The following is an 18,470-nucleotide window of genomic DNA, read 5'->3' on the forward strand; positions in this document are numbered from 1 at the left end:
TGAATGAAATTTAAAATGGCGTATTCGTTCTTAAATGCAGATCTTGATCTGATTGAACAGGAACTTGAAAAAACGGTAAGCTCAACAGTGCCTCTGCTAAGCGAGGCAGGGCTTCACCTTCTTCAGGCAGGGGGAAAGCGCATCCGCCCTGTTTTTGTATTGCTTTCTGCCATGTTTGGCGAATATGATATCGATAAAGTAAAAAAAGTGGCCATCGCTCTAGAAATTATTCATATGGCATCTTTGGTGCATGATGATGTGATTGACGATGCCGAGCTCAGACGCGGGAAACCGACAATTAAAGCAAAGTGGGATAACCGCATTGCAATGTATACAGGGGATTATTTATTTGCAAGATCTCTTGAGATTATGACATCTTTAGAAAATATTGCGGCCCATCAGATTCTCTCAAAAACGATTGTCGAAGTTTCGCTTGGTGAAATAGAACAAATAAAAGACAAGTATGATTTTGACCAGAATCTGCGTGTTTATTTAAGACGCATAAAACGGAAAACAGCGTTATTAATTGCTGCCAGCTGTCAGCTTGGAGCGATTGCCGGCGGTGTTCCCGAATCCATACATAAAAAATTATTTCTTTTCGGCTACTATGTAGGAATGTCCTTTCAAATTACAGATGATATTCTCGATTTTACCTCTACAGAAGAAGAGCTTGGAAAGCCAGTTGGCGGAGACTTGCTCCAGGGCAACATTACCCTTCCCGTCCTTTATGCAATGGAAAATCCCGAGTTGAAAAAGAAAATCAGCAAGGTAACTAGTGATACGCCCCAAGCGGAAATGGCGGAAATTATTGATGTCATCTCATCTTCAAATGCAATTGAACGGTCTATCCAAGTGAGTGACATGTATCTTCAGAAAGGGTTCAGCATCTTAAACCAATTGCCGAAAAATAGAGCTAGATCTGCCTTATCCAATATTGCAAAATATATTGGAAAAAGAAAATTTTAAATTCCTCCGCCCCATACGATTGCGAAAAGAGTAAAAAAATGATACGATTTCCATGGGGCATGAAAGCCCATACATAACAATCGCGGGGTGGAGAAATTAAGATGGAAAAAACATTTATGATGGTCAAACCTGATGGCGTTCAGCGTCAGCTTATCGGGAAAATTATTTCCAGATTCGAAAGTAAGGGCTTACATTTAGTTGGGGCAAAATTAATGCAAATTCCAGTTGGACTTGCAGAGCAGCATTACGGAGAACACAACGGGAAGCCATTCTTTGGGGAACTTGTTGATTTTATAACTTCTGGACCAGTTTTCGCTATGGTTTGGGAAGGGGAAAATGTGATTGAGATCTCACGCACGATGATGGGCAAAACAAAACCAGCCGAAGCATTGCCGGGTACAATCAGAGGCGACTATGGTTTATTCGTCGGAAAAAACATTATCCACGGTTCCGATTCACCTGAAAGTGCAGAGCGCGAAATTAACCTTTTCTTCAAACAAGAAGAATTAGTAGAATACGACAAAGATATTCATACTTGGATTTATTAATCCGGTTAAAGCCAGCAGAGATGCTGGCTTTTCTCATATCCAAATATTCCCTCCTATTAAAACTTCTCACGCGAATCTTTATGAGTTTTCAGTTTTTTTTATCCGTACCTCACAAGAATCTATCAATTTCCGATATACTGTACATAGAGGTATTTCTGCAGGAGAGTTGAGAAAGATGGATTATATGCAATTTCAGAAAGAGTTTAAAAAGTTAACAGGAATAGATCTTGCCCTTTATAAAGAGGCACAAATGAAAAGAAGAATCACCTCTCTTTATTTGAAAAGGGGATTTAAGGATTTTAAAGAGTATTATTCAGCAATACAAAGAGAGAAGGAGCTTCTCTATGAGCTTTTGGACAGAATAACCATTAACGTAACAGAGTTTTATAGAAATAAAAAGCGCTGGGATCTTTTAGAGACTGAATTGCTGCCTGCCATGCTAAACAGATCCCGCCCGCTGAAAATATGGAGTGCAGCCTGTTCAACCGGTGAAGAGCCTTATACGATAGCGATGATTCTGTCAAAATATTTACCATTGCGGTCTATTAATATCCTGGCAACAGATTTAGACGAAAATGTCATAGCGAGAGCAAAGCTTGGTATTTATCCGGAAAGAAGCCTTTCTGAGCTGCCGGAAGAGATGAAACGCAAATTTTTTGCTCAGGATGGGGCAGGCTATCAAATTAGTAAAGAAATTATTGAGACGGTACAATTTAAAAAACACAATCTGCTCTCAGACCCTTTTGAAAAAGAATTTGATTTAATCGTTTGTCGAAATGTGCTGATTTATTTTACAGAAGATGCAAAAAATTTGCTCTATCACAAGTTTTCAAAGGCATTAAAAAACAGGGGAATCTTTTTTATAGGGAGTACAGAACAGATTTTCTGCAGTCATCAATACGACCTTGAATCAGCAGGAACTTTTTTTTACAGGAAAATACAGCTGTAAACTTTCTATTCAATTTTTCATACATATGGTATAGTGTTACTTAAAAGCGTTAGTGCGCTGAAGGGAGAGCTTTAGATGAGATACTTAACAGCAGGAGAATCACATGGACCGCAGTTAACCGCTATTGTTGAAGGAGTGCCGGCGGGGCTGTCAATTACTGCAGAGGATATTAACCTCGATCTTTCGCGCAGACAAAAGGGACATGGCAGAGGAAGAAGAATGCAGATTGAGAAGGACGAGGTTCAGATTACAAGCGGAATCCGTCATGGAAAAGCACTCGGCTCTCCAATCGCACTTGTAGTTGAAAATAATGATTGGAAACATTGGACGAATATTATGGGTATAGAGCCTTTAGAAGAGGGCGAAGAAAAAGATATAAAACGCCAGATCAGCCGTCCGCGTCCTGGACATGCCGATTTAAACGGTGCCATCAAATATGGTCACCGTGATATACGCAACGTTCTTGAGCGATCTTCTGCGCGTGAAACAACTGTCAGAGTTGCAGTAGGCGCAGTAGCAAAGAAATTATTGGCGGAACTTGGCATTAAAGTGGCAGGTCATGTAGTGGAAATAGGATCCATCAAAGCTGAAAAAACAGAGTATTCTTCGATAGAAGAGTTACAGCGGGTCACAGAGGAATCACCTGTGCGCTGCCTGGATGAGAATGCTGCAGTGAAAATGATGCAGGCCATTGATGATGCAAAAAGCAACGGCGATTCTATTGGCGGTGTTGTGGAAGTCATTGTAGAAGGAATGCCTGCAGGAGTAGGAAGCTACGTCCATTACGACCGCAAGCTTGATTCGAAAATTGCAGCAGCCATCGTGAGCATCAATGCTTTTAAAGGTGTTGAATTTGGTATTGGCTTTGAAGCTGCCAGAAGATTTGGCAGTGAAGTACATGACGAAATTATTTGGAGTGAAGAGACAGGCTACTCCCGCAAAACAAATCGTTTAGGCGGTTTAGAAGGCGGAATGTCTACTGGCATGCCGATTGTGGTCAGAGGGGTCATGAAGCCGATTCCAACTCTTTATAAACCGCTTCAAAGTGTGGATATTGAAACGAAAGAGCCTTTTTCAGCAAGCATTGAACGGTCTGACAGCTGTGCAGTCCCGGCTGCAAGTGTTGTTGCTGAAGCAGTTGTGGCATGGGAAATTGCGAATGCGGTTCTTGAACAGTTCGGTTCAGACCGGATGGATTCGATACGTGAGCACGTTCAGGAAATGCGCGAGTATGCGAGGAAGTTCTAATGAAGAATTTGCTTATTGAAACTGCTTCCGGATCATATCCTGTTTCAGTAGGAAGAAATATCATTGAAACAAAGCTTGTTGAACTGATAGGTGAAATTAAGCCTACAAGCATACTGATTATTGCTGATTCAGCTGTTCAAAGCCTGTATGGTGAACAGCTGCTGAATGTAATGAGGAGTTCTTACAAAACGGAAGTCTACATTGTCCCGAGCGGGGAAGAATATAAGTCATTTGAATCTTTTTATGATATTCAATCATTCGCTCTTAAACTTGGACTTGACCGGAAATCTCTCATTCTTGCATTCGGCGGGGGAGTCATTGGTGACTTGGCTGGTTTTGCTGCTGCAACATACATGAGAGGCATCCCATTTATTCAGCTTCCGACTACTCTGCTTGCACACGATAGTGCCGTCGGAGGAAAAGTCGCCATTAACCATCCAGAAGGAAAGAATATGATCGGTGCGTTTTATCAGCCCCGTGCGGTCATTTATGATCTGGCTTTTTTATCAACATTGCCAGGTCATGAGCTTCGTTCTGGCTTTGCTGAAGTAATTAAGCATGGACTGATTGGAAATGCTGATTTCTATCATTGGCTGACTGCTGAAATTTCTGTTCTTGATGATCTAATTGATGAAAGACTTCAGCATATGATTATTGAAGGTATTCGTGTCAAAGCGGCAGTCGTAAAAGAAGATGAAAAGGAAACTGGTGTGAGAGCTCATCTGAACTTTGGCCATACCCTGGGACATGCGATTGAAGCAGAAGAAGGATATGGAAAGATCAGCCACGGTGATGGTGTTGCCATAGGTATGCTTTTTGCGATTTGGCTCAGCGGCAGGGTTTATAGTTTGAATCTTCCTTATGAAAAAATCAAAAAGTGGTTTAAAGAATTAGGCTTTCCGGTTGAAGTTCCGGAAAACTTATCTACTGATGCGTTAATCAGCAGAATGCTAAAAGATAAAAAGTCGCATTCCGGGACAATCACGATGGTTTTGTTAAGAACGATCGGAGCACCAGAAATTTCTCCTTTCGAAAGAGATCAATTAAGATCCTTGCTAGAAACATGGAGACAGGAGGGATCAGTTTGATTCGTGCAATTAGAGGGGCTGCAACAGTTGAACTTAATGATGAAGCTATGATCATCAAAGCAACTGAAGCTCTGGTTTTAGAAATGATTGAAAAAAACAATGTAGATCCTGAAGATGTCGCATCTGTCCTGCTCTCAATGACAGGAGATTTAGATGCGGTGTTTCCAGCAAAAGCTCTGCGAAACTTTGATGGGTGGGAATATGTCCCTGTCATGTGCATGCAGGAAATCCCTGTAGCAGGAAGTCTTGAAAAGTGCATCAGGGTCATGATGACAGTGCAGACCGGCCTAAATCAAAAAGAAGTAAAGCATGTTTACCAGGGGAAAGCGATTGTGTTAAGACCTGATTTAACAGGTAAAGAATAAAATCAGCATTTAAATGAGTACCGTATCTGTTTACTATGATGAGCATAAATGTTCATTCGGAGTAAACATCATTTCGTTGACAGAAAACAGCATGTGTATTAAGATAAACCCCAAGAATAGAAATTAGAAGAGAGCTTCTAATATGTTCCAGTGCGTTAGATGAGTATAGTGAGAAAGTCAGATCAGTTTAGTCAAAAAGGAATTAGTTTAGCATGAGTTTAGGGTAGCCGAGAATGAGTTTAGCTGAGGTCTTTTATATTTTCCGTTACGGTTAAGACTACCCAAAAACAGATTTTTTGTTTTTGGGTTTTTTCTTTTTACCGCAGCGTTTCCGCTTAAAACCTCCTAAATACTTATTCTCCACAATGCTGGAGGAGTGAGTACGTATGTTTCATACCGATTTTGCCTCATTTAAACAAGATAGTATGAGCTATCAAACAATACCTGTTATTAAGTCTTTTCAAGTTGATACGTTCACCCCGATTCAGCTCTTCAAAGTGTTTGAAGATGAAGCGGTGTATTTATTAGAAAGCAAAGATGAAGAATCGTCGTGGTCACGTTATTCATTTATTGGATTAAATCCTTTTTTGTTCATTGAGGAAGAAAATGACCGTTACTGTGTGAGATCCAAGCAAAGAAAAACAATCTATGAATCATCTTCTTTGAAAGAAATCTTCCTCTGGATGGACGGCTATTTAAAAGTAAAGCTTCCAGATCTTGATATTCCTTTTGCAGGGGGAGCCGTAGGCTATTTAGGATATGATTCTGTCACGATGTTTGAACGAGTTCAAAAGCATGACAATCAAGATTTGAATTTTAAAAAGTGCTTATTATTCGTTTGCCATACGATGATAGCGTTCGATCATATTGATAAAACACTCTCTTTTATTCATTACGAACGTCTATCTGGAAAAGAATCAGAAGCAGGCAAGCGCGCAGTCTACGAGATTGCTGAAGCTAAAATCAATCAGCTGATCTCACAATTGACCGAAAAAAGAGACTTCAATGATTTGATGCTCTCTCCGATGGATCAGGCATCTGTATCGTTCGAAGGAGTAAGCTCCAATTTTGAAAAAAATGATTTTCTGAATTCAGTTGAAAAAATCAAAGAATACATCAAAGCAGGCGATATCTTTCAGGGAGTTCTTTCTCAGAGATTTGAAGTGCCGATTACGGCCAAAGGCTTCGATTTATATCGTATGTTGAGGGTTGTGAATCCCTCGCCCTATATGTTCTACATTAAATTTGATGAGACCGAGCTGATCGGCAGTTCTCCGGAAAGACTGATCTACGTGCAGGACGGCTACTTGGAAATCCACCCGATTGCAGGAACCAGAAAACGCGGAAAGACAGAAGAAGAGGATCTGCGGCTAGAGGAAGATCTGCGCAGCGATGAAAAGGAAAAAGCAGAGCATTATATGCTTGTGGACCTGGCAAGAAATGATATTGGGAGAGTTGCAGATTACGGGACAGTCAAAACTCCGGTGTTAATGGAGCTCGGACGATTTTCACACGTGATGCATTTAATTTCAAAGGTGACCGGCCAATTAAAAACCGGTACACATCCAATTGATGCCCTGCTGTCATCTTTCCCTGCAGGAACGGTATCAGGTGCCCCGAAAGTCCGTGCCATGCAGATTCTGCAGGAGCTTGAGCCAACAGCAAGAAACGCTTATGCAGGGTGTATCGCTTATATTGGCTTTGACGGGAATATTGATTCATGTATTACGATCAGGACGATTGCGTTGCAGGGCGGAAAAGCCTATGTTCAGGCAGGAGCTGGAATAGTAGCTGATTCAAAGCCAGAACTTGAATGGAAAGAGACTAGAAATAAAGCAAGTGCCTTAATCAAAACGATTGAACTTGCGGAAAAAGTGTTTGGCAAAAAGGAGGAGGCCCAAAAATGAAAACATTACTCAGCAAATGCATTGAAGGCCACACGCTGACAGAAGAAGAAGCAACGGCTGCCATGAATCAGGTAATGGAGGGAAAAGCCACTTCCAGCCAAATTGCTAGTTTTATTTCCATATTAAGATTCCGCGGCGAAACGGTTGACGAGCTTGTCGGTTTTGCAAAAGCAATGAAACAGCATATGACCCGCATTGATTATGCAGAGGATCTGATTGATACGTGCGGTACAGGGGGAGATGGGGCATCGACATTTAATATCTCGACTGCATCAGCCATTCTTGCATCTTCTCTCGGAGCAAAAGTAGCAAAACACGGCAATCGTGCAATCTCATCCAAAAGCGGCAGTGCAGATGTGCTTGAACAGCTTGGAATCTCCATTCAAACAACACCGGATGAAGCGAAGCTCGCTCTGCAGGCTTATGATATGAGTTTTCTGTTCGCGCCAATCTATCATTCTTCAATGAAGCACGCCGTAAGTCCAAGACAGGAAATTGGCTTTAGAACGGTCTTTAATCTACTTGGTCCATTAGCAAATCCTGCTAATACGAAGCGCCAAGTGATGGGGGTGTTTTCTACAGAGTATGCAGAGAAAATAGCCTATGCCCTTCGCGAACTTGGCTCAGAGCATGTTCTTCTTGTAACCGGGAGAGATGGCCTTGACGAATGCAGCATTACAGGTGTAACAGATATTGTTGAACTGAAAAAAGGCAAGATTGACCGTTATGAAATAACCCCTGAAGAGATGGGTCTTGAGCGTGGCGAATTAAAAGATATCCAGGTTGAGAGTCCTGCGGAAAGCGCAAAACTGATTCTCGATGTGTTCGAGGGGAAACGCGAAGGGGCAGCAGCGGACATTGTTGCACTGAATGCTGGTGCTGCTTTATATGTAGCAGGCAAGACTGATTCATTGGCTGATGGAGTGAAAAAAGCGGCGGACGCAATCGAAAATGGCACAGCCTATCGTCAGCTCGCCCGTCTTCAAAGTAAGAAGGAGGAGCAATATGCTTACTAAAATTCTTGAAAAGAAACGGGAAGAAGTCCTTTCGCTTACTATTCCTGAAAGAAAAAACGTTTCTGAACGGTCATTTTACAATGCCTTGAAGCAATCAAACCGAAAACCTGCTTTAATTGCAGAAGTAAAGAAGGCATCTCCCTCTAAAGGGGTCATTAAAGAAAACTTTCATCCGGTGGAAATTGCAAAAGCATATGAAGCTGGAAAAGCCGATTGTCTCTCTGTTTTAACGGATGAAAGCTTTTTTCAGGGCCATCGTGATTTTATAGCTGAAATTAAGAAAGAAGTCAGTCTCCCTGTTTTAAGAAAGGATTTCATTATTGATCACAAGCAAGTAGAGGAATCCAAGAATATAGGAGCAGATGCCATCCTCTTAATAGGAGAGGCACTTGCAGCAAGAGAGCTGCACGAACTGTATTTGCATGCATATGAGCTGGGCATGGCTGTTTTAGTGGAAGTGCATTCTCTGGCAGTCCTGGAAAAGCTTCTGCCTGAGTTCACCCCAGAAATACTTGGTGTGAATAATAGAAATCTTTCAACCTTTAAGACTGATATCCATCAAATAATGACGATAAGCAGATCCGTTCCGAAAGATACACTGCTTGTAAGTGAAAGCGGGATTTTTACATTTGAAGATGTTAAGACTGTTCAGCAAGAAGGCGCTAATGCCATTTTAGTCGGAGAATCACTCATGCGGGAGAATGATCAAACATCTGCCATCAAAGCCCTGTACGGAGAAGAAAATGAATAGACCTTTAATTAAGCTTTGCGGAAATCGTTCTTTGGAAGATTTAAAGATGACAAGCGAGTCAAATGCAGACTATCTCGGGCTTATCTTTGCCGAAAGTAAGCGCAGGGTGCAAGCCCATCAGGTAAAAGAATGGCTTGATTCAGTTGATATAAAGGATAAACAGTTAGTTGCGATTTTTGTAAATGCCAGCTTGAATGAAATAGAAGATATAATGAAAAAGCTCCCAATTGATGTCATTCAATGTCATGGCTCTGAGACAGTCAGCGAAGTAGCTGAAATCAAGCATCATTTTAATCGGAGAGTATGGAAGGCATTGCCTCATTATGAGGGAACTCTGTCTGATATGAAAATATATGCAGATGCGGCGGATGGCTTTGTGATTGATTCTAAAGTCAATGGTGCTTTCGGAGGAACAGGAAAGACGTTTGATTGGTCAAATGTTCCATGTTATATACAGACAGCTCAGAAATTGAACAAAACGCTCTTCATTGCAGGAGGCATTGCCCCTGACAATATTCATCAGCTGCTCGGGCTTCATCCGCCGGGAATCGATATTTCTAGCGGGATTGAACAAAACGGAAAAAAAGATGAGACCTTATTGACAAGGCTAGAAGAAAGGGTGAATCACCATGTATCAGTTTCCAGATGAATTTGGCAGATTCGGAGATTTTGGAGGAAAGTATGTACCTGAAACGTTAATGCAGCCGCTTGAGGAGCTACAAGAGGCATTTGCAGAAGCGGTGGCAGATCCTGCATTTATGAATGAATACCACCGTCTTCTAATTGAATATTCCGGAAGGCCTACAACATTGACGTATGCCGAAAACGTGACGAAAAAACTTGGCGGAGCAAAAATTTTCTTGAAACGCGAGGATCTTAACCATACTGGCGCCCACAAAATCAATAATGCAATTGGGCAAGCCCTGCTTGCACAGAAAATGGGGAAAACAAAGATCATCGCAGAGACAGGTGCAGGCCAGCACGGTGTTGCGGCAGCAACGGTTGCAGCAAAGTTTGGACTGGAATGCAAAGTCTTTATGGGTGAAGAAGATGTCATGAGACAGCAGCTCAATGTCTTTCGGATGAAACTGCTCGGGGCAGAAGTCATTCCTGTTCACAGCGGCAATAAAACACTGAAGGATGCTACAAACGAGGCGATAAGATACTGGGTTCAGCATTGCGAGGATCATTTCTATATGATTGGTTCAGTAGTCGGACCTCATCCCTATCCGCAAATGGTCAGAGAGTTTCAAAGAGTAATAGGAGATGAGGCAAAGCAGCAGCTGGCTGAACGAATGGACTGCCTTCCTGATAAAGTGGTTGCATGTGTCGGCGGAGGAAGCAATGCGATTGGCATGTTTGCAGCCTTCATTGAAGAAGATGTTGACCTTGTAGGAGTAGAAGCTGCCGGTAAAGGCGTTGATACACCTCTCCATGCTGCAACAATCACTAAGGGTACAAAAGGGGTTATTCATGGTTCACTCACGTACCTTTTGCAGGATCAGTACGGACAGATTATTGAACCATATTCTATATCTGCAGGGCTTGATTACCCTGGAATAGGACCTGAGCATGCGCACCTTGCAGACACCGGCCGCGTGAAATATGAGAGTGTAACAGACGATGAGGCATTAGAAGCGTTAACCTGCTTAGCTAAGGAAGAAGGTATTCTTGCGGCTATTGAAACTGCTCATGCTCTCGCAAAAGCATTCCAGCTTGCCGAGGAAATGGATTCGGACGAAACGCTGCTCATCTGTCTATCAGGACGGGGAGACAAAGATGTTCATACACTAATGGATTCACTTGAAGGGAGCGATAAGAATGCAGGAATACTTGCAGAAGCAGCTGGAGCAAAATAAGAAATTATTTATCCCATTTATTACAGCAGGCGACCCGAATGGCGAAGCTACAATCGGGCTTGCTCTCACTCTTCAGAAGGCAGGAGCTGCAGCTATTGAACTCGGCATCCCATATTCGGATCCCCTTGCGGACGGGCCAGTCATCCAAAGGGCTTCACTAAGAGCGCTGTCAGAGGGAATGAATATCGTAAAAGCCATGGAACTGGTACCATCCATGCGCGAAAGAGGTCTAACTATTCCAATAATTCTTTTTACGTATTATAATCCTGTGTTACAATTAGGAAAAGAATCCTTCTTTGCTTTAGCGGAGAAAAACACAATAGACGGACTGCTGATTCCAGATCTTCCTTTTGAGGAGAGCGGGGACTTAAGAGAGTCCTGCAAGCAGCATAGAGTCACGTTTATTTCAATGGTTGCCCCTACTTCTGTTCAGCGGCTCAAGAAAATTGTATCAAGTGCAGAAGGCTTTCTATACTGTGTTTCATCATTAGGTGTAACAGGTTCGAGAAAGACGTTTGATCAGCGCATTTTCGATTTTCTGAGTGAGGTAAACCAAGAAGCTTCAGTCCCTGTCGTTGTCGGTTTTGGTGTTTCATCAAGGGAACATGTAAAAGAACTGACGAAGATATGTGATGGAGTTGTGGTTGGGAGCGCATTAATAGAAGAAATAGAGAGGTTATCTTCAAAATTGAAAGAGGCTGACTCACTGGATGCTGCGCTTCTTGAGTTTGAAGAAAAAGCCGGCTCATTTGTTTCAGATGCTAAAGTAAGAACAGGATGAAATGAGCAGTAAGCGAAAAAAGTTTTCGCTTTTATAACAGAAGAGGTGTCCATTCATGCAAATTAAAGATCAGCTTACAAACTTAAAACCGTATCAGCCGGGAAAACCAATTGAAGAAGTAAAAAAAGAGTATAACTTAACTCACATTGTGAAGCTCGCTTCTAACGAAAACCCATACGGAAGCTCAGAACGTGCGAAAAAAGCGATTCAGGATGAACTGAATCAGCTTGCTATGTACCCAGACGGCTACAGTGCATTGCTCCGTGAAACGCTGGCACGTTTTTTAAAAGTAGAGGAAAACGAAATTATTTTTGGAAATGGATCCGATGAAATTGTTCAGATCATTTGCCGGGCATTTTTGAAAAAAGGGACAAACACAGTGATGGCAACACCGACATTTCCTCAATACCGCCACAATGCTGTCATCGAAGACGCAGATATTAAGGAAATTCCGCTGATTAATGGAAATCACGATCTTGACTCCATGCTTGCAGCAATTGATGAACAAACAAAGGTCATTTGGCTCTGTTCACCTAACAATCCTACAGGCACTTATATTAACGAGCAGTCTTTGCATGCCTTTATGAATAAGGTTCCTGAGCATGTGCTGGTTATTCTGGATGAAGCTTACTATGAATATGTGACAGCCTCTGATTTTCCAGAAACACTGCCATTAATCAAAGAATATAAAAACGTCATGATTCTGCGCACATTCTCAAAAGCATACGGTCTTGCAGCACTCCGCGTCGGATATGGAATTGCGAACAAGGAGTTAATCAAAAGCATCGAACCTGCAAGAGAGCCTTTTAATACGAACCGTTTAGGGCAAACTGCAGCTCTGCATGCTTTAAGTGACCAGGAGTTCATTAAACAATGTGCAGAAAAAAATAAACAGGGTCTGGAACAATTTTATCAATTCAGCAAAGAACACGGTCTATCCTACTATCCTTCAGAAGGAAACTTTATTCTGATTGATTTTAACCGTGATGCTGATGAAGTATTTCAGGCGCTCCTTGAAAAAGGCTATATCGTCCGTTCCGGAAAAGCACTCGGATTTCCGACGTCTATCCGCATCACGATCGGAACGAAAGAACAAAACGAAGAGATTCTGCAGATTTTAACAGAATTGATTTCATAAAAGAAGAGGTGATCTTAATCACCTCTTTCTTATAACTATAGGAAATATAAAGTTTTATCCTTTTATATCTATATCGCCCAGCTTCTCGGCCAGAACAAATCCTTCAAAAAAGTCATCAAACCCGGACTTTTCTGCCGGATTCTTATCTGTCATGCCTGAGCTGAAAAGGCGATTCCGCTTTTCCTATACATACTGCAGCTGAAGGTGATAAGAAATGGAACAGCAGATCGAAAAAATACATCTCGTGGGATTAGGGTTAATAGGCGGTTCTATCGCCCTTGCAATAAAGCAGGAGTTTTCTGCCATAACGATTGTCGGATATGATATTAATCAAAGCCAGGCTGATATCGCAAAGACTCTGACCGTAATAGATGAAATAGCCGAAGATCAATTCGATGGCATAGAGACAGCCGATTTAATTATTCTTGCTACACCGGTCGAACAGACTTTGTCTATTATCTCCGCATTAAGTTCACTTTCATTAAAAGAAAGTGTCATTATTACGGATGTAGGCAGCACAAAACAAAAAATCAGCAAGCACGCAGCTTCTGTTTTCGGGGGCAATGTGCAGTTTATCGGCGGACATCCGATGGCAGGATCACATAAATCAGGGGTTATTGCGGCAAAAGCCCACCTTTTTGAAAATGCCTTTTATATCCTGACACCAATGGAGCATACCTCCAAAGAATCGCTTGGCATCCTTCAGCACGTTCTTAAAGGAACAAAGGCTCATTTTGTTGAAATGACTCCAGCTGAACATGACGAGGTTACTGGCATCATCAGTCATTTTCCGCATATCGTCGCAGCGAGCCTTGTTCACCAGGCCGGAAGATTTGAAGACAATCATCCTGTCATAAAACGTCTGGCAGCCGGCGGATTCAGGGATATCACAAGGATTGCATCAAGCAGCCCTGCAATGTGGAGAGATATACTTCTTCATAATAAAGAGAAGCTGCTTGCTTTGTTTGATGACTGGCAATACGAAATGGACCGTGTCAGAGAGCTTGTGGATGAACTTGACGGAGATGCATTATTTTCATATTTTCAGGAAGCTAAGGATTTTAGAGATGGCCTGCCGGAGAGAGAGAAAGGCGCGATTCCTTCTTTTTACGATTTATATGTGGACGTTCCGGATTATCCCGGGGTCATTTCTGAAATTACAGGTTACCTTGCAATGGAGGAAATCAGCATTACGAACATTCGGATTATCGAAACACGCGAAGAGATTTATGGTGTGCTGAGATTAAGCTTTCAGACGGATGTCGACCGTGAACGGGCTCAAAAATGCATCGAGAAATATACAGACTACAAAACATTTTTCAGTTAATGAGGTGATCAGCATGTCAAATGAAAAGAAATTGCGAAGAGCAGAGACTTTAAGCGGTGAAATTGCCATTCCCGGTGATAAATCCATTTCGCATAGAGCGGTCATGTTCGGAGCTCTTGCAAATGGTGAGACAGTTATTGAAAACTTCCTTGCTGGAGCAGACTGCTTATCCACTATTGCCTGCTTCAGACAAATGGGCGTTGAAATAGAACAGGACGGAGCGAAGGTGAAAGTCTCCGGGAAAGGAATTGATTCCCTCAGGGAACCTGAAGAATTATTGGATGTAGGCAATTCAGGTACGACTACCCGTCTAATGCTGGGCATTTTAGCAGGACGGCCATTCCATGCCTGCATCATCGGCGATGAATCAATTGCTAAAAGGCCGATGACACGTGTCACTGATCCTCTAAGAGAAATGGGTGCATCTATTGATGGCAGACAAAACGGCAATTACACGCCTATTTCCATTCGCGGAGGCACACTTAAAGGATTAGACTATGTATCACCTGTAGCTAGCGCTCAAGTAAAGTCAGCTATTCTGCTTGCAGGGCTTCAGGCAAAAAATGAAAAAACGAGAGTAACAGAACCTCATAAATCAAGAGATCATACGGAAAGAATGCTTAGAGCTTTCGGTGTTGAAGTGAAGGAAAATGATCTATCGGCAGAAATTATTGGCGGTCAGTCTCTTAAGGCTGCATCCATTCAGGTTCCCGGTGATATTTCTTCTGCAGCCTTTTTCTTAGTAGCAGGTGCAATTGTTCCAGGCAGTACCATTACGCTGAAAAATGTAGGGATTAATCCGACCAGAACTGGGATTATTGAAGTTCTTAATAAAATGGGTGCGGATTTAACGATTGAAGAGAAAGGATCTCAAGCCCATGAGCCGGTGGCGGATTTAACGATTTCAGCGTCGGAATTAAAAGGAACAGTGATTTCAGGAGAACTGATTCCGCGATTGATCGATGAAATTCCCGTTATTGCATTGCTTGCCACTCAAGCTGAAGGGGAGACAATCATTAAAGATGCAAGTGAGCTAAAGGTGAAAGAAACAAACCGCATTGATACGGTTGTACAGGAGCTTAAGAAGCTTGGAGCAGATATTGAGCCGACAGATGACGGCATGATTATCCGGGGCAGGCAGGCCTTAAGAACGTCAGCGTCGGTATCAAGCCATGGTGATCATAGAATCGGTATGATGCTTGCAGTTGCGGCTCTTATATCAGAAGGAGAGGTTTCATTGTCAGGTCATGAAGCAATCAATGTATCCTATCCGCAGTTTTTTGAACACTTAAACCAGCTCTCTGATAAGAAAAGCGGAAGCGCCCGTCTAGGTCAGGCATGACAGTTAAGAATCCGGAAAAAGGTCCAGGTTTGACTTATTTGCCGGATTTGTTCTGGCCGAGGAGTTGGGCGGTGGAGCCAGACACTAATTAGCAAACTTTAAAACTTTCTGCTTCACTCACGAAAATGCCTGCAGGATAAAAGTTTTCCTGCAGGTTTTTTCAATAATTGTCATATCCTTCGCCTTCCCTTCATAGCTTGTCTTAAGAAAGTTGTAAGGGAGGGATGAAAGGCGTTGGCCTATCTTATCGAAGATGCAAATGTTTTAAAAAATGGCGCAATCGTTAAGACCTCGATTCTAATTCGAAACAACAAAATTGATTACATGAGTCCTTCGCTGCAGCGGATGACTTGCATGAAAATGAATGCTGCGGACTATCTGTTAACATCAGGACATGTGATGCTTGATTTTTCTATTGGAGGTTCTTTTTCAGAAATAAAACGAACTTTCACAGAAAAACTGATCGTAAAAGGCTGTACCACTGTAATAGCCATTGCCCAGATAGAATATGAACGGGATCTCCCCGAAGCCATTCGCAAAAAGAAACAAATGATGATCAATTCTCCAATCGATTACTGCATCGGTGTAAAAGTTCCGCTGAAAAGATTGACCCCATCATTGCTCATTAGCTGCAAAAAAAATAAAATTCCACTGCTCATTTTAGAGATACATCCAGAAGATTCAATCGCTGATTTTCCATGGGAATGGATCCGCGGCTGCATATACGGATTCCCGATGACATTCCTGCCTCAATGGACAGGAAAACATTCAGATAAAAGGAGAAAACAGTTCGCTGCATTGATGGATAGACACCGAATGTCCGCAGAACCAGACTGTCCCACAGAACATGAACCGCTTGAAAAATCACTTTTAATGAAAATCGGGATTTACCCTGAAAAAGGAGATATCAGGATCGGCGGCGAAGTTGATTATAACCTCTATGTGCGAAATGGATTCAATTCAGTTGAAGAAATGTCCGCTAGCGGGTATCATAATCATATTCCTAAATTTACGATTCATAAGGGACAGCTGATCAAAGTAGATGAAAAAGTTTGCATAAGGCCTGGATTTGGAGAGTTTTGTGAATTCTCCATGTCGGGCAGGTTTGCTGTAAATGCTGTCCCATAAGGATTTCCTTGGAAAGGGCGTTACATGTTGAAAAATTCACTAATTGAAGCAATAGAATTAGTTGAGTCAGGACAAGCTGAAGAAGGCCTAAAAAAACTTTCAGGACTTGAGAAGACTCTGCATGATGAAGAAAAATTTCTGCTTGCGGAAAAATACTACCAATGGGGCAATACAGAGCATGCGCTGAATATAATGGAAGACATGCATTTATTGTACCCGGAAGAATCTGAGGTTACGGTATTTTTAGCAGAAGTCTATATAGATATGGACGAAGAAGAAAAAGCAATTGAACTGCTGGGTACAATCCCTGAAACAGATCCCGCTTATGTTCAGGCTTTGATCCTTTCTGCTGATTTGTATCAAATGCAGGGATTAAATGAAGTAAGTGAACAAAAGCTGCTGTCTGCCAAAAAAATGGTGCCGAATGAACCTGTGATCGACTTTGCTCTCGGTGAACTTTATTTTCATCAGGGGCATTATCACAAAGCCATACCCTATTTTAAAGATGTATTAAAAGAGCATACAGTTATAACCGGAGTCAATGTCTATCAAAGGCTTGCAGAATCGATCAGTGCTTCAGGTGAATTTGAAGAAGCTCTTCCGTACTATGAAAAAGCAGTCGATCAACAAGTAGATTTGCACACGTTGTTCGGTTATGGATTTACAGCACTTCAGGCAAATTATCCTAAGACAGCAATTGATCAGTTTTTAAAATTAAAAGAACTCGATCATGAATATACATCTCTTTATTTATATTTAGCAAAAGCATATGAAGAAGAAGGCATGCTGAAGGAAAGTCTTGAAACAGTAAAAGACGGGTTGAAGGTAGATGAGTATAATAAAGAGCTTTATGTTTACGGAGGGAAAATCGCTTTAAAAAATAATGAGCCAAACGAAGCATCAGCCTTGCTTCAGCAAGCCATTGCCATTGATCCAGGGCATGTCGAAGCAACGATTACACTGACAAATATTTATTTGCAGGAGCAAAAATATGAAGAGGTTATTGACTGTCTGAAAGAAGTGATGAGGTACGGCGAGGAAGATCCTGAATATGACCGCAAATTAGCACGAGCTTTTCATGAAACAGAGCAATATTCGGATGCATTAAACCATTACCAGAGAGCATATAATTTCTTCAAGGAAGAACCAGAATTTCTTACAGAGTACGGTTATTACCTGTTAGAGGACGGAAATCGCGCCGCCGCCAGGGAAATGTTCCGCGAGGCATTAAAGCATGATCCGGCGAATGTCGAAATCGAAGAGATTTTGATACAATTAGAAAATGATTTTTAACGTCCAATCGGAAGGATTTCACCTAGGATCTGTTGAACTTTAAGAATAAGAATCTACAGTTAGCAGAGGAGGGAAATGCATATGATGGCCCCTGTATCTGTCATTGAGAAGAAGGATTTTATCAGGTGGTTTTTAAATCATTATCAGTTGAAAAGACGGGAATGTGTTTGGATTTTGAATTACTTAATGAGTCACGACACGCTGATGGAAAAAGTGCATTTCGTTGAGCAGGCCCAATATTGTCCGCGCGGGATTATCATGTCAACCCACTGCGTAGAGGAAGTGCCATTTCGTTTTTACAAAGAAAATGTCATGACAACGGATGCAGAAAAATCCTTCCATGACATTCGGTTAAATAAAGACGAGGATCTGTTCATTCAGCTCAACTTCCGCTCGGCCTATCAATCGCCGAATTATGCAGCAGTGCTTGAAGCCAATCCATTTATGCCGAAACATCTCAACATTAATGAAAAAGACCGTGTAGTAGCTGAACGCATTTTAGAGCAATCGATTCAAACGTTCCAAAAAGAAAAATTACTTCAAATGATTGATGATGCACTTGACCGCCAGGATAAAGAAGCATTTGAAAGCTTGACTGAAAAACTGAAATGTTTGAAATAAGGAAGAACCTCCATTAGATGAGGTTCTTTTTTTGGAAGAAAATAAATCTTTTATTCAGAATTTTCAATTGATTTATCGGTCGAAACGTGACAAAATATCATTGGTAATTGTATTCGCTTACATTTATGAAAGCAACTAAATAG

At 41.7% G+C, this 18,470-nt stretch carries 18 protein-coding genes; all 18 read left to right on the top strand.

The genetic code is table 11. From position 1 onward, the window contains the following. Positions 1–3: 3 nt before the first annotated feature. Entirely contained in the window at positions 4–966 is a 963-nt protein-coding gene (gene hepT, locus QFZ72_RS10785; protein WP_307432938.1) for a heptaprenyl diphosphate synthase component II, read from the top strand. Positions 967–1,067: 101 nt separating this feature from the next. Beyond that, positions 1,068–1,514, top strand: coding sequence for a nucleoside-diphosphate kinase (gene ndk, locus QFZ72_RS10790; protein ID WP_307432940.1), 447 nt, complete (start codon positions 1,068–1,070; stop codon positions 1,512–1,514). 175 nt (positions 1,515–1,689) lie between these two features. Next, positions 1,690–2,463 carry a CheR family methyltransferase gene (locus tag QFZ72_RS10795; RefSeq protein ID WP_307432944.1) on the top strand — a complete coding sequence of 258 codons (774 nt, stop codon included), beginning with the start codon at positions 1,690–1,692 and terminating at the stop codon, positions 2,461–2,463. Between the two features lie 75 nt (positions 2,464–2,538). Beyond that, the gene (aroC, locus tag QFZ72_RS10800) at positions 2,539–3,711 is read left to right on the top strand and encodes a chorismate synthase (protein ID WP_307432947.1); all 1,173 of its coding nucleotides are present in this window, start codon (positions 2,539–2,541) and stop codon (positions 3,709–3,711) included. Then, positions 3,711–4,799 carry a 3-dehydroquinate synthase gene (gene aroB, locus QFZ72_RS10805; protein ID WP_307432950.1) on the top strand — a complete coding sequence of 363 codons (1,089 nt, stop codon included), beginning with the start codon at positions 3,711–3,713 and terminating at the stop codon, positions 4,797–4,799. The genes aroC and aroB overlap by 1 nt, the downstream gene beginning before the upstream one ends. Then, positions 4,796–5,164 (top strand): chorismate mutase, encoded by a 369-nt coding sequence (aroH, locus tag QFZ72_RS10810; RefSeq protein ID WP_307432952.1) that lies wholly within the window; start codon positions 4,796–4,798, stop codon positions 5,162–5,164. The genes aroB and aroH overlap by 4 nt, the downstream gene beginning before the upstream one ends. 386 nt (positions 5,165–5,550) lie before the next feature. Next, a complete protein-coding gene (gene trpE / locus QFZ72_RS10815; RefSeq protein WP_307432955.1) occupies positions 5,551–7,071 on the top strand; it encodes an anthranilate synthase component I in 1,521 nt (506 codons plus the stop codon). Then, positions 7,068–8,087 (top strand): anthranilate phosphoribosyltransferase, encoded by a 1,020-nt coding sequence (gene trpD / locus QFZ72_RS10820; protein WP_307432958.1) that lies wholly within the window; start codon positions 7,068–7,070, stop codon positions 8,085–8,087. Before trpE ends, trpD begins: the two co-directional genes overlap by 4 nt. Next, complete coding sequence (gene trpC, locus QFZ72_RS10825; protein WP_307432960.1) at positions 8,077–8,838, top strand: indole-3-glycerol phosphate synthase TrpC; 762 nt, start codon at positions 8,077–8,079, stop codon at positions 8,836–8,838. Before trpD ends, trpC begins: the two co-directional genes overlap by 11 nt. Continuing rightward, positions 8,831–9,487: a phosphoribosylanthranilate isomerase gene (locus QFZ72_RS10830; RefSeq protein ID WP_307432964.1), complete on the top strand. Its 657-nt coding sequence runs from the start codon at positions 8,831–8,833 to the stop codon at positions 9,485–9,487. Before trpC ends, QFZ72_RS10830 begins: the two co-directional genes overlap by 8 nt. Next, the gene (gene trpB, locus QFZ72_RS10835; RefSeq protein ID WP_307432966.1) at positions 9,468–10,697 is read left to right on the top strand and encodes a tryptophan synthase subunit beta; all 1,230 of its coding nucleotides are present in this window, start codon (positions 9,468–9,470) and stop codon (positions 10,695–10,697) included. The genes QFZ72_RS10830 and trpB overlap by 20 nt, the downstream gene beginning before the upstream one ends. Beyond that, positions 10,660–11,478 (top strand): tryptophan synthase subunit alpha, encoded by an 819-nt coding sequence (gene trpA / locus QFZ72_RS10840; RefSeq protein WP_307432969.1) that lies wholly within the window; start codon positions 10,660–10,662, stop codon positions 11,476–11,478. Before trpB ends, trpA begins: the two co-directional genes overlap by 38 nt. Positions 11,479–11,533: 55 nt before the next feature. Then, a complete protein-coding gene (gene hisC, locus QFZ72_RS10845) occupies positions 11,534–12,616 on the top strand; it encodes a histidinol-phosphate transaminase (protein WP_307432971.1) in 1,083 nt (360 codons plus the stop codon). Positions 12,617–12,830: 214 nt separating this feature from the next. Further along, positions 12,831–13,943, top strand: coding sequence for a prephenate dehydrogenase (locus QFZ72_RS10850; protein WP_307432973.1), 1,113 nt, complete (start codon positions 12,831–12,833; stop codon positions 13,941–13,943). 13 nt (positions 13,944–13,956) lie between these two features. Further along, entirely contained in the window at positions 13,957–15,285 is a 1,329-nt protein-coding gene (gene aroA, locus QFZ72_RS10855) for a 3-phosphoshikimate 1-carboxyvinyltransferase (protein WP_307432976.1), read from the top strand. A gap of 234 nt (positions 15,286–15,519) precedes the next feature. Next, positions 15,520–16,413: a hypothetical protein gene (locus tag QFZ72_RS10860; RefSeq protein WP_307432978.1), complete on the top strand. Its 894-nt coding sequence runs from the start codon at positions 15,520–15,522 to the stop codon at positions 16,411–16,413. A gap of 24 nt (positions 16,414–16,437) precedes the next feature. Further along, positions 16,438–17,706: a tetratricopeptide repeat protein gene (locus QFZ72_RS10865; RefSeq protein WP_307432981.1), complete on the top strand. Its 1,269-nt coding sequence runs from the start codon at positions 16,438–16,440 to the stop codon at positions 17,704–17,706. An 81-nt stretch (positions 17,707–17,787) separates the two neighbouring features. Next, positions 17,788–18,327: a ReoY family proteolytic degradation factor gene (locus QFZ72_RS10870; RefSeq protein WP_223436262.1), complete on the top strand. Its 540-nt coding sequence runs from the start codon at positions 17,788–17,790 to the stop codon at positions 18,325–18,327. The last annotated feature ends 143 nt before the right edge of the window (positions 18,328–18,470 follow it).

The sequence above is a fragment of the Bacillus sp. V2I10 genome, assembly GCF_030817055.1.
Classification (GTDB): Bacteria; Bacillota; Bacilli; order Bacillales; family Bacillaceae; genus Bacillus_P.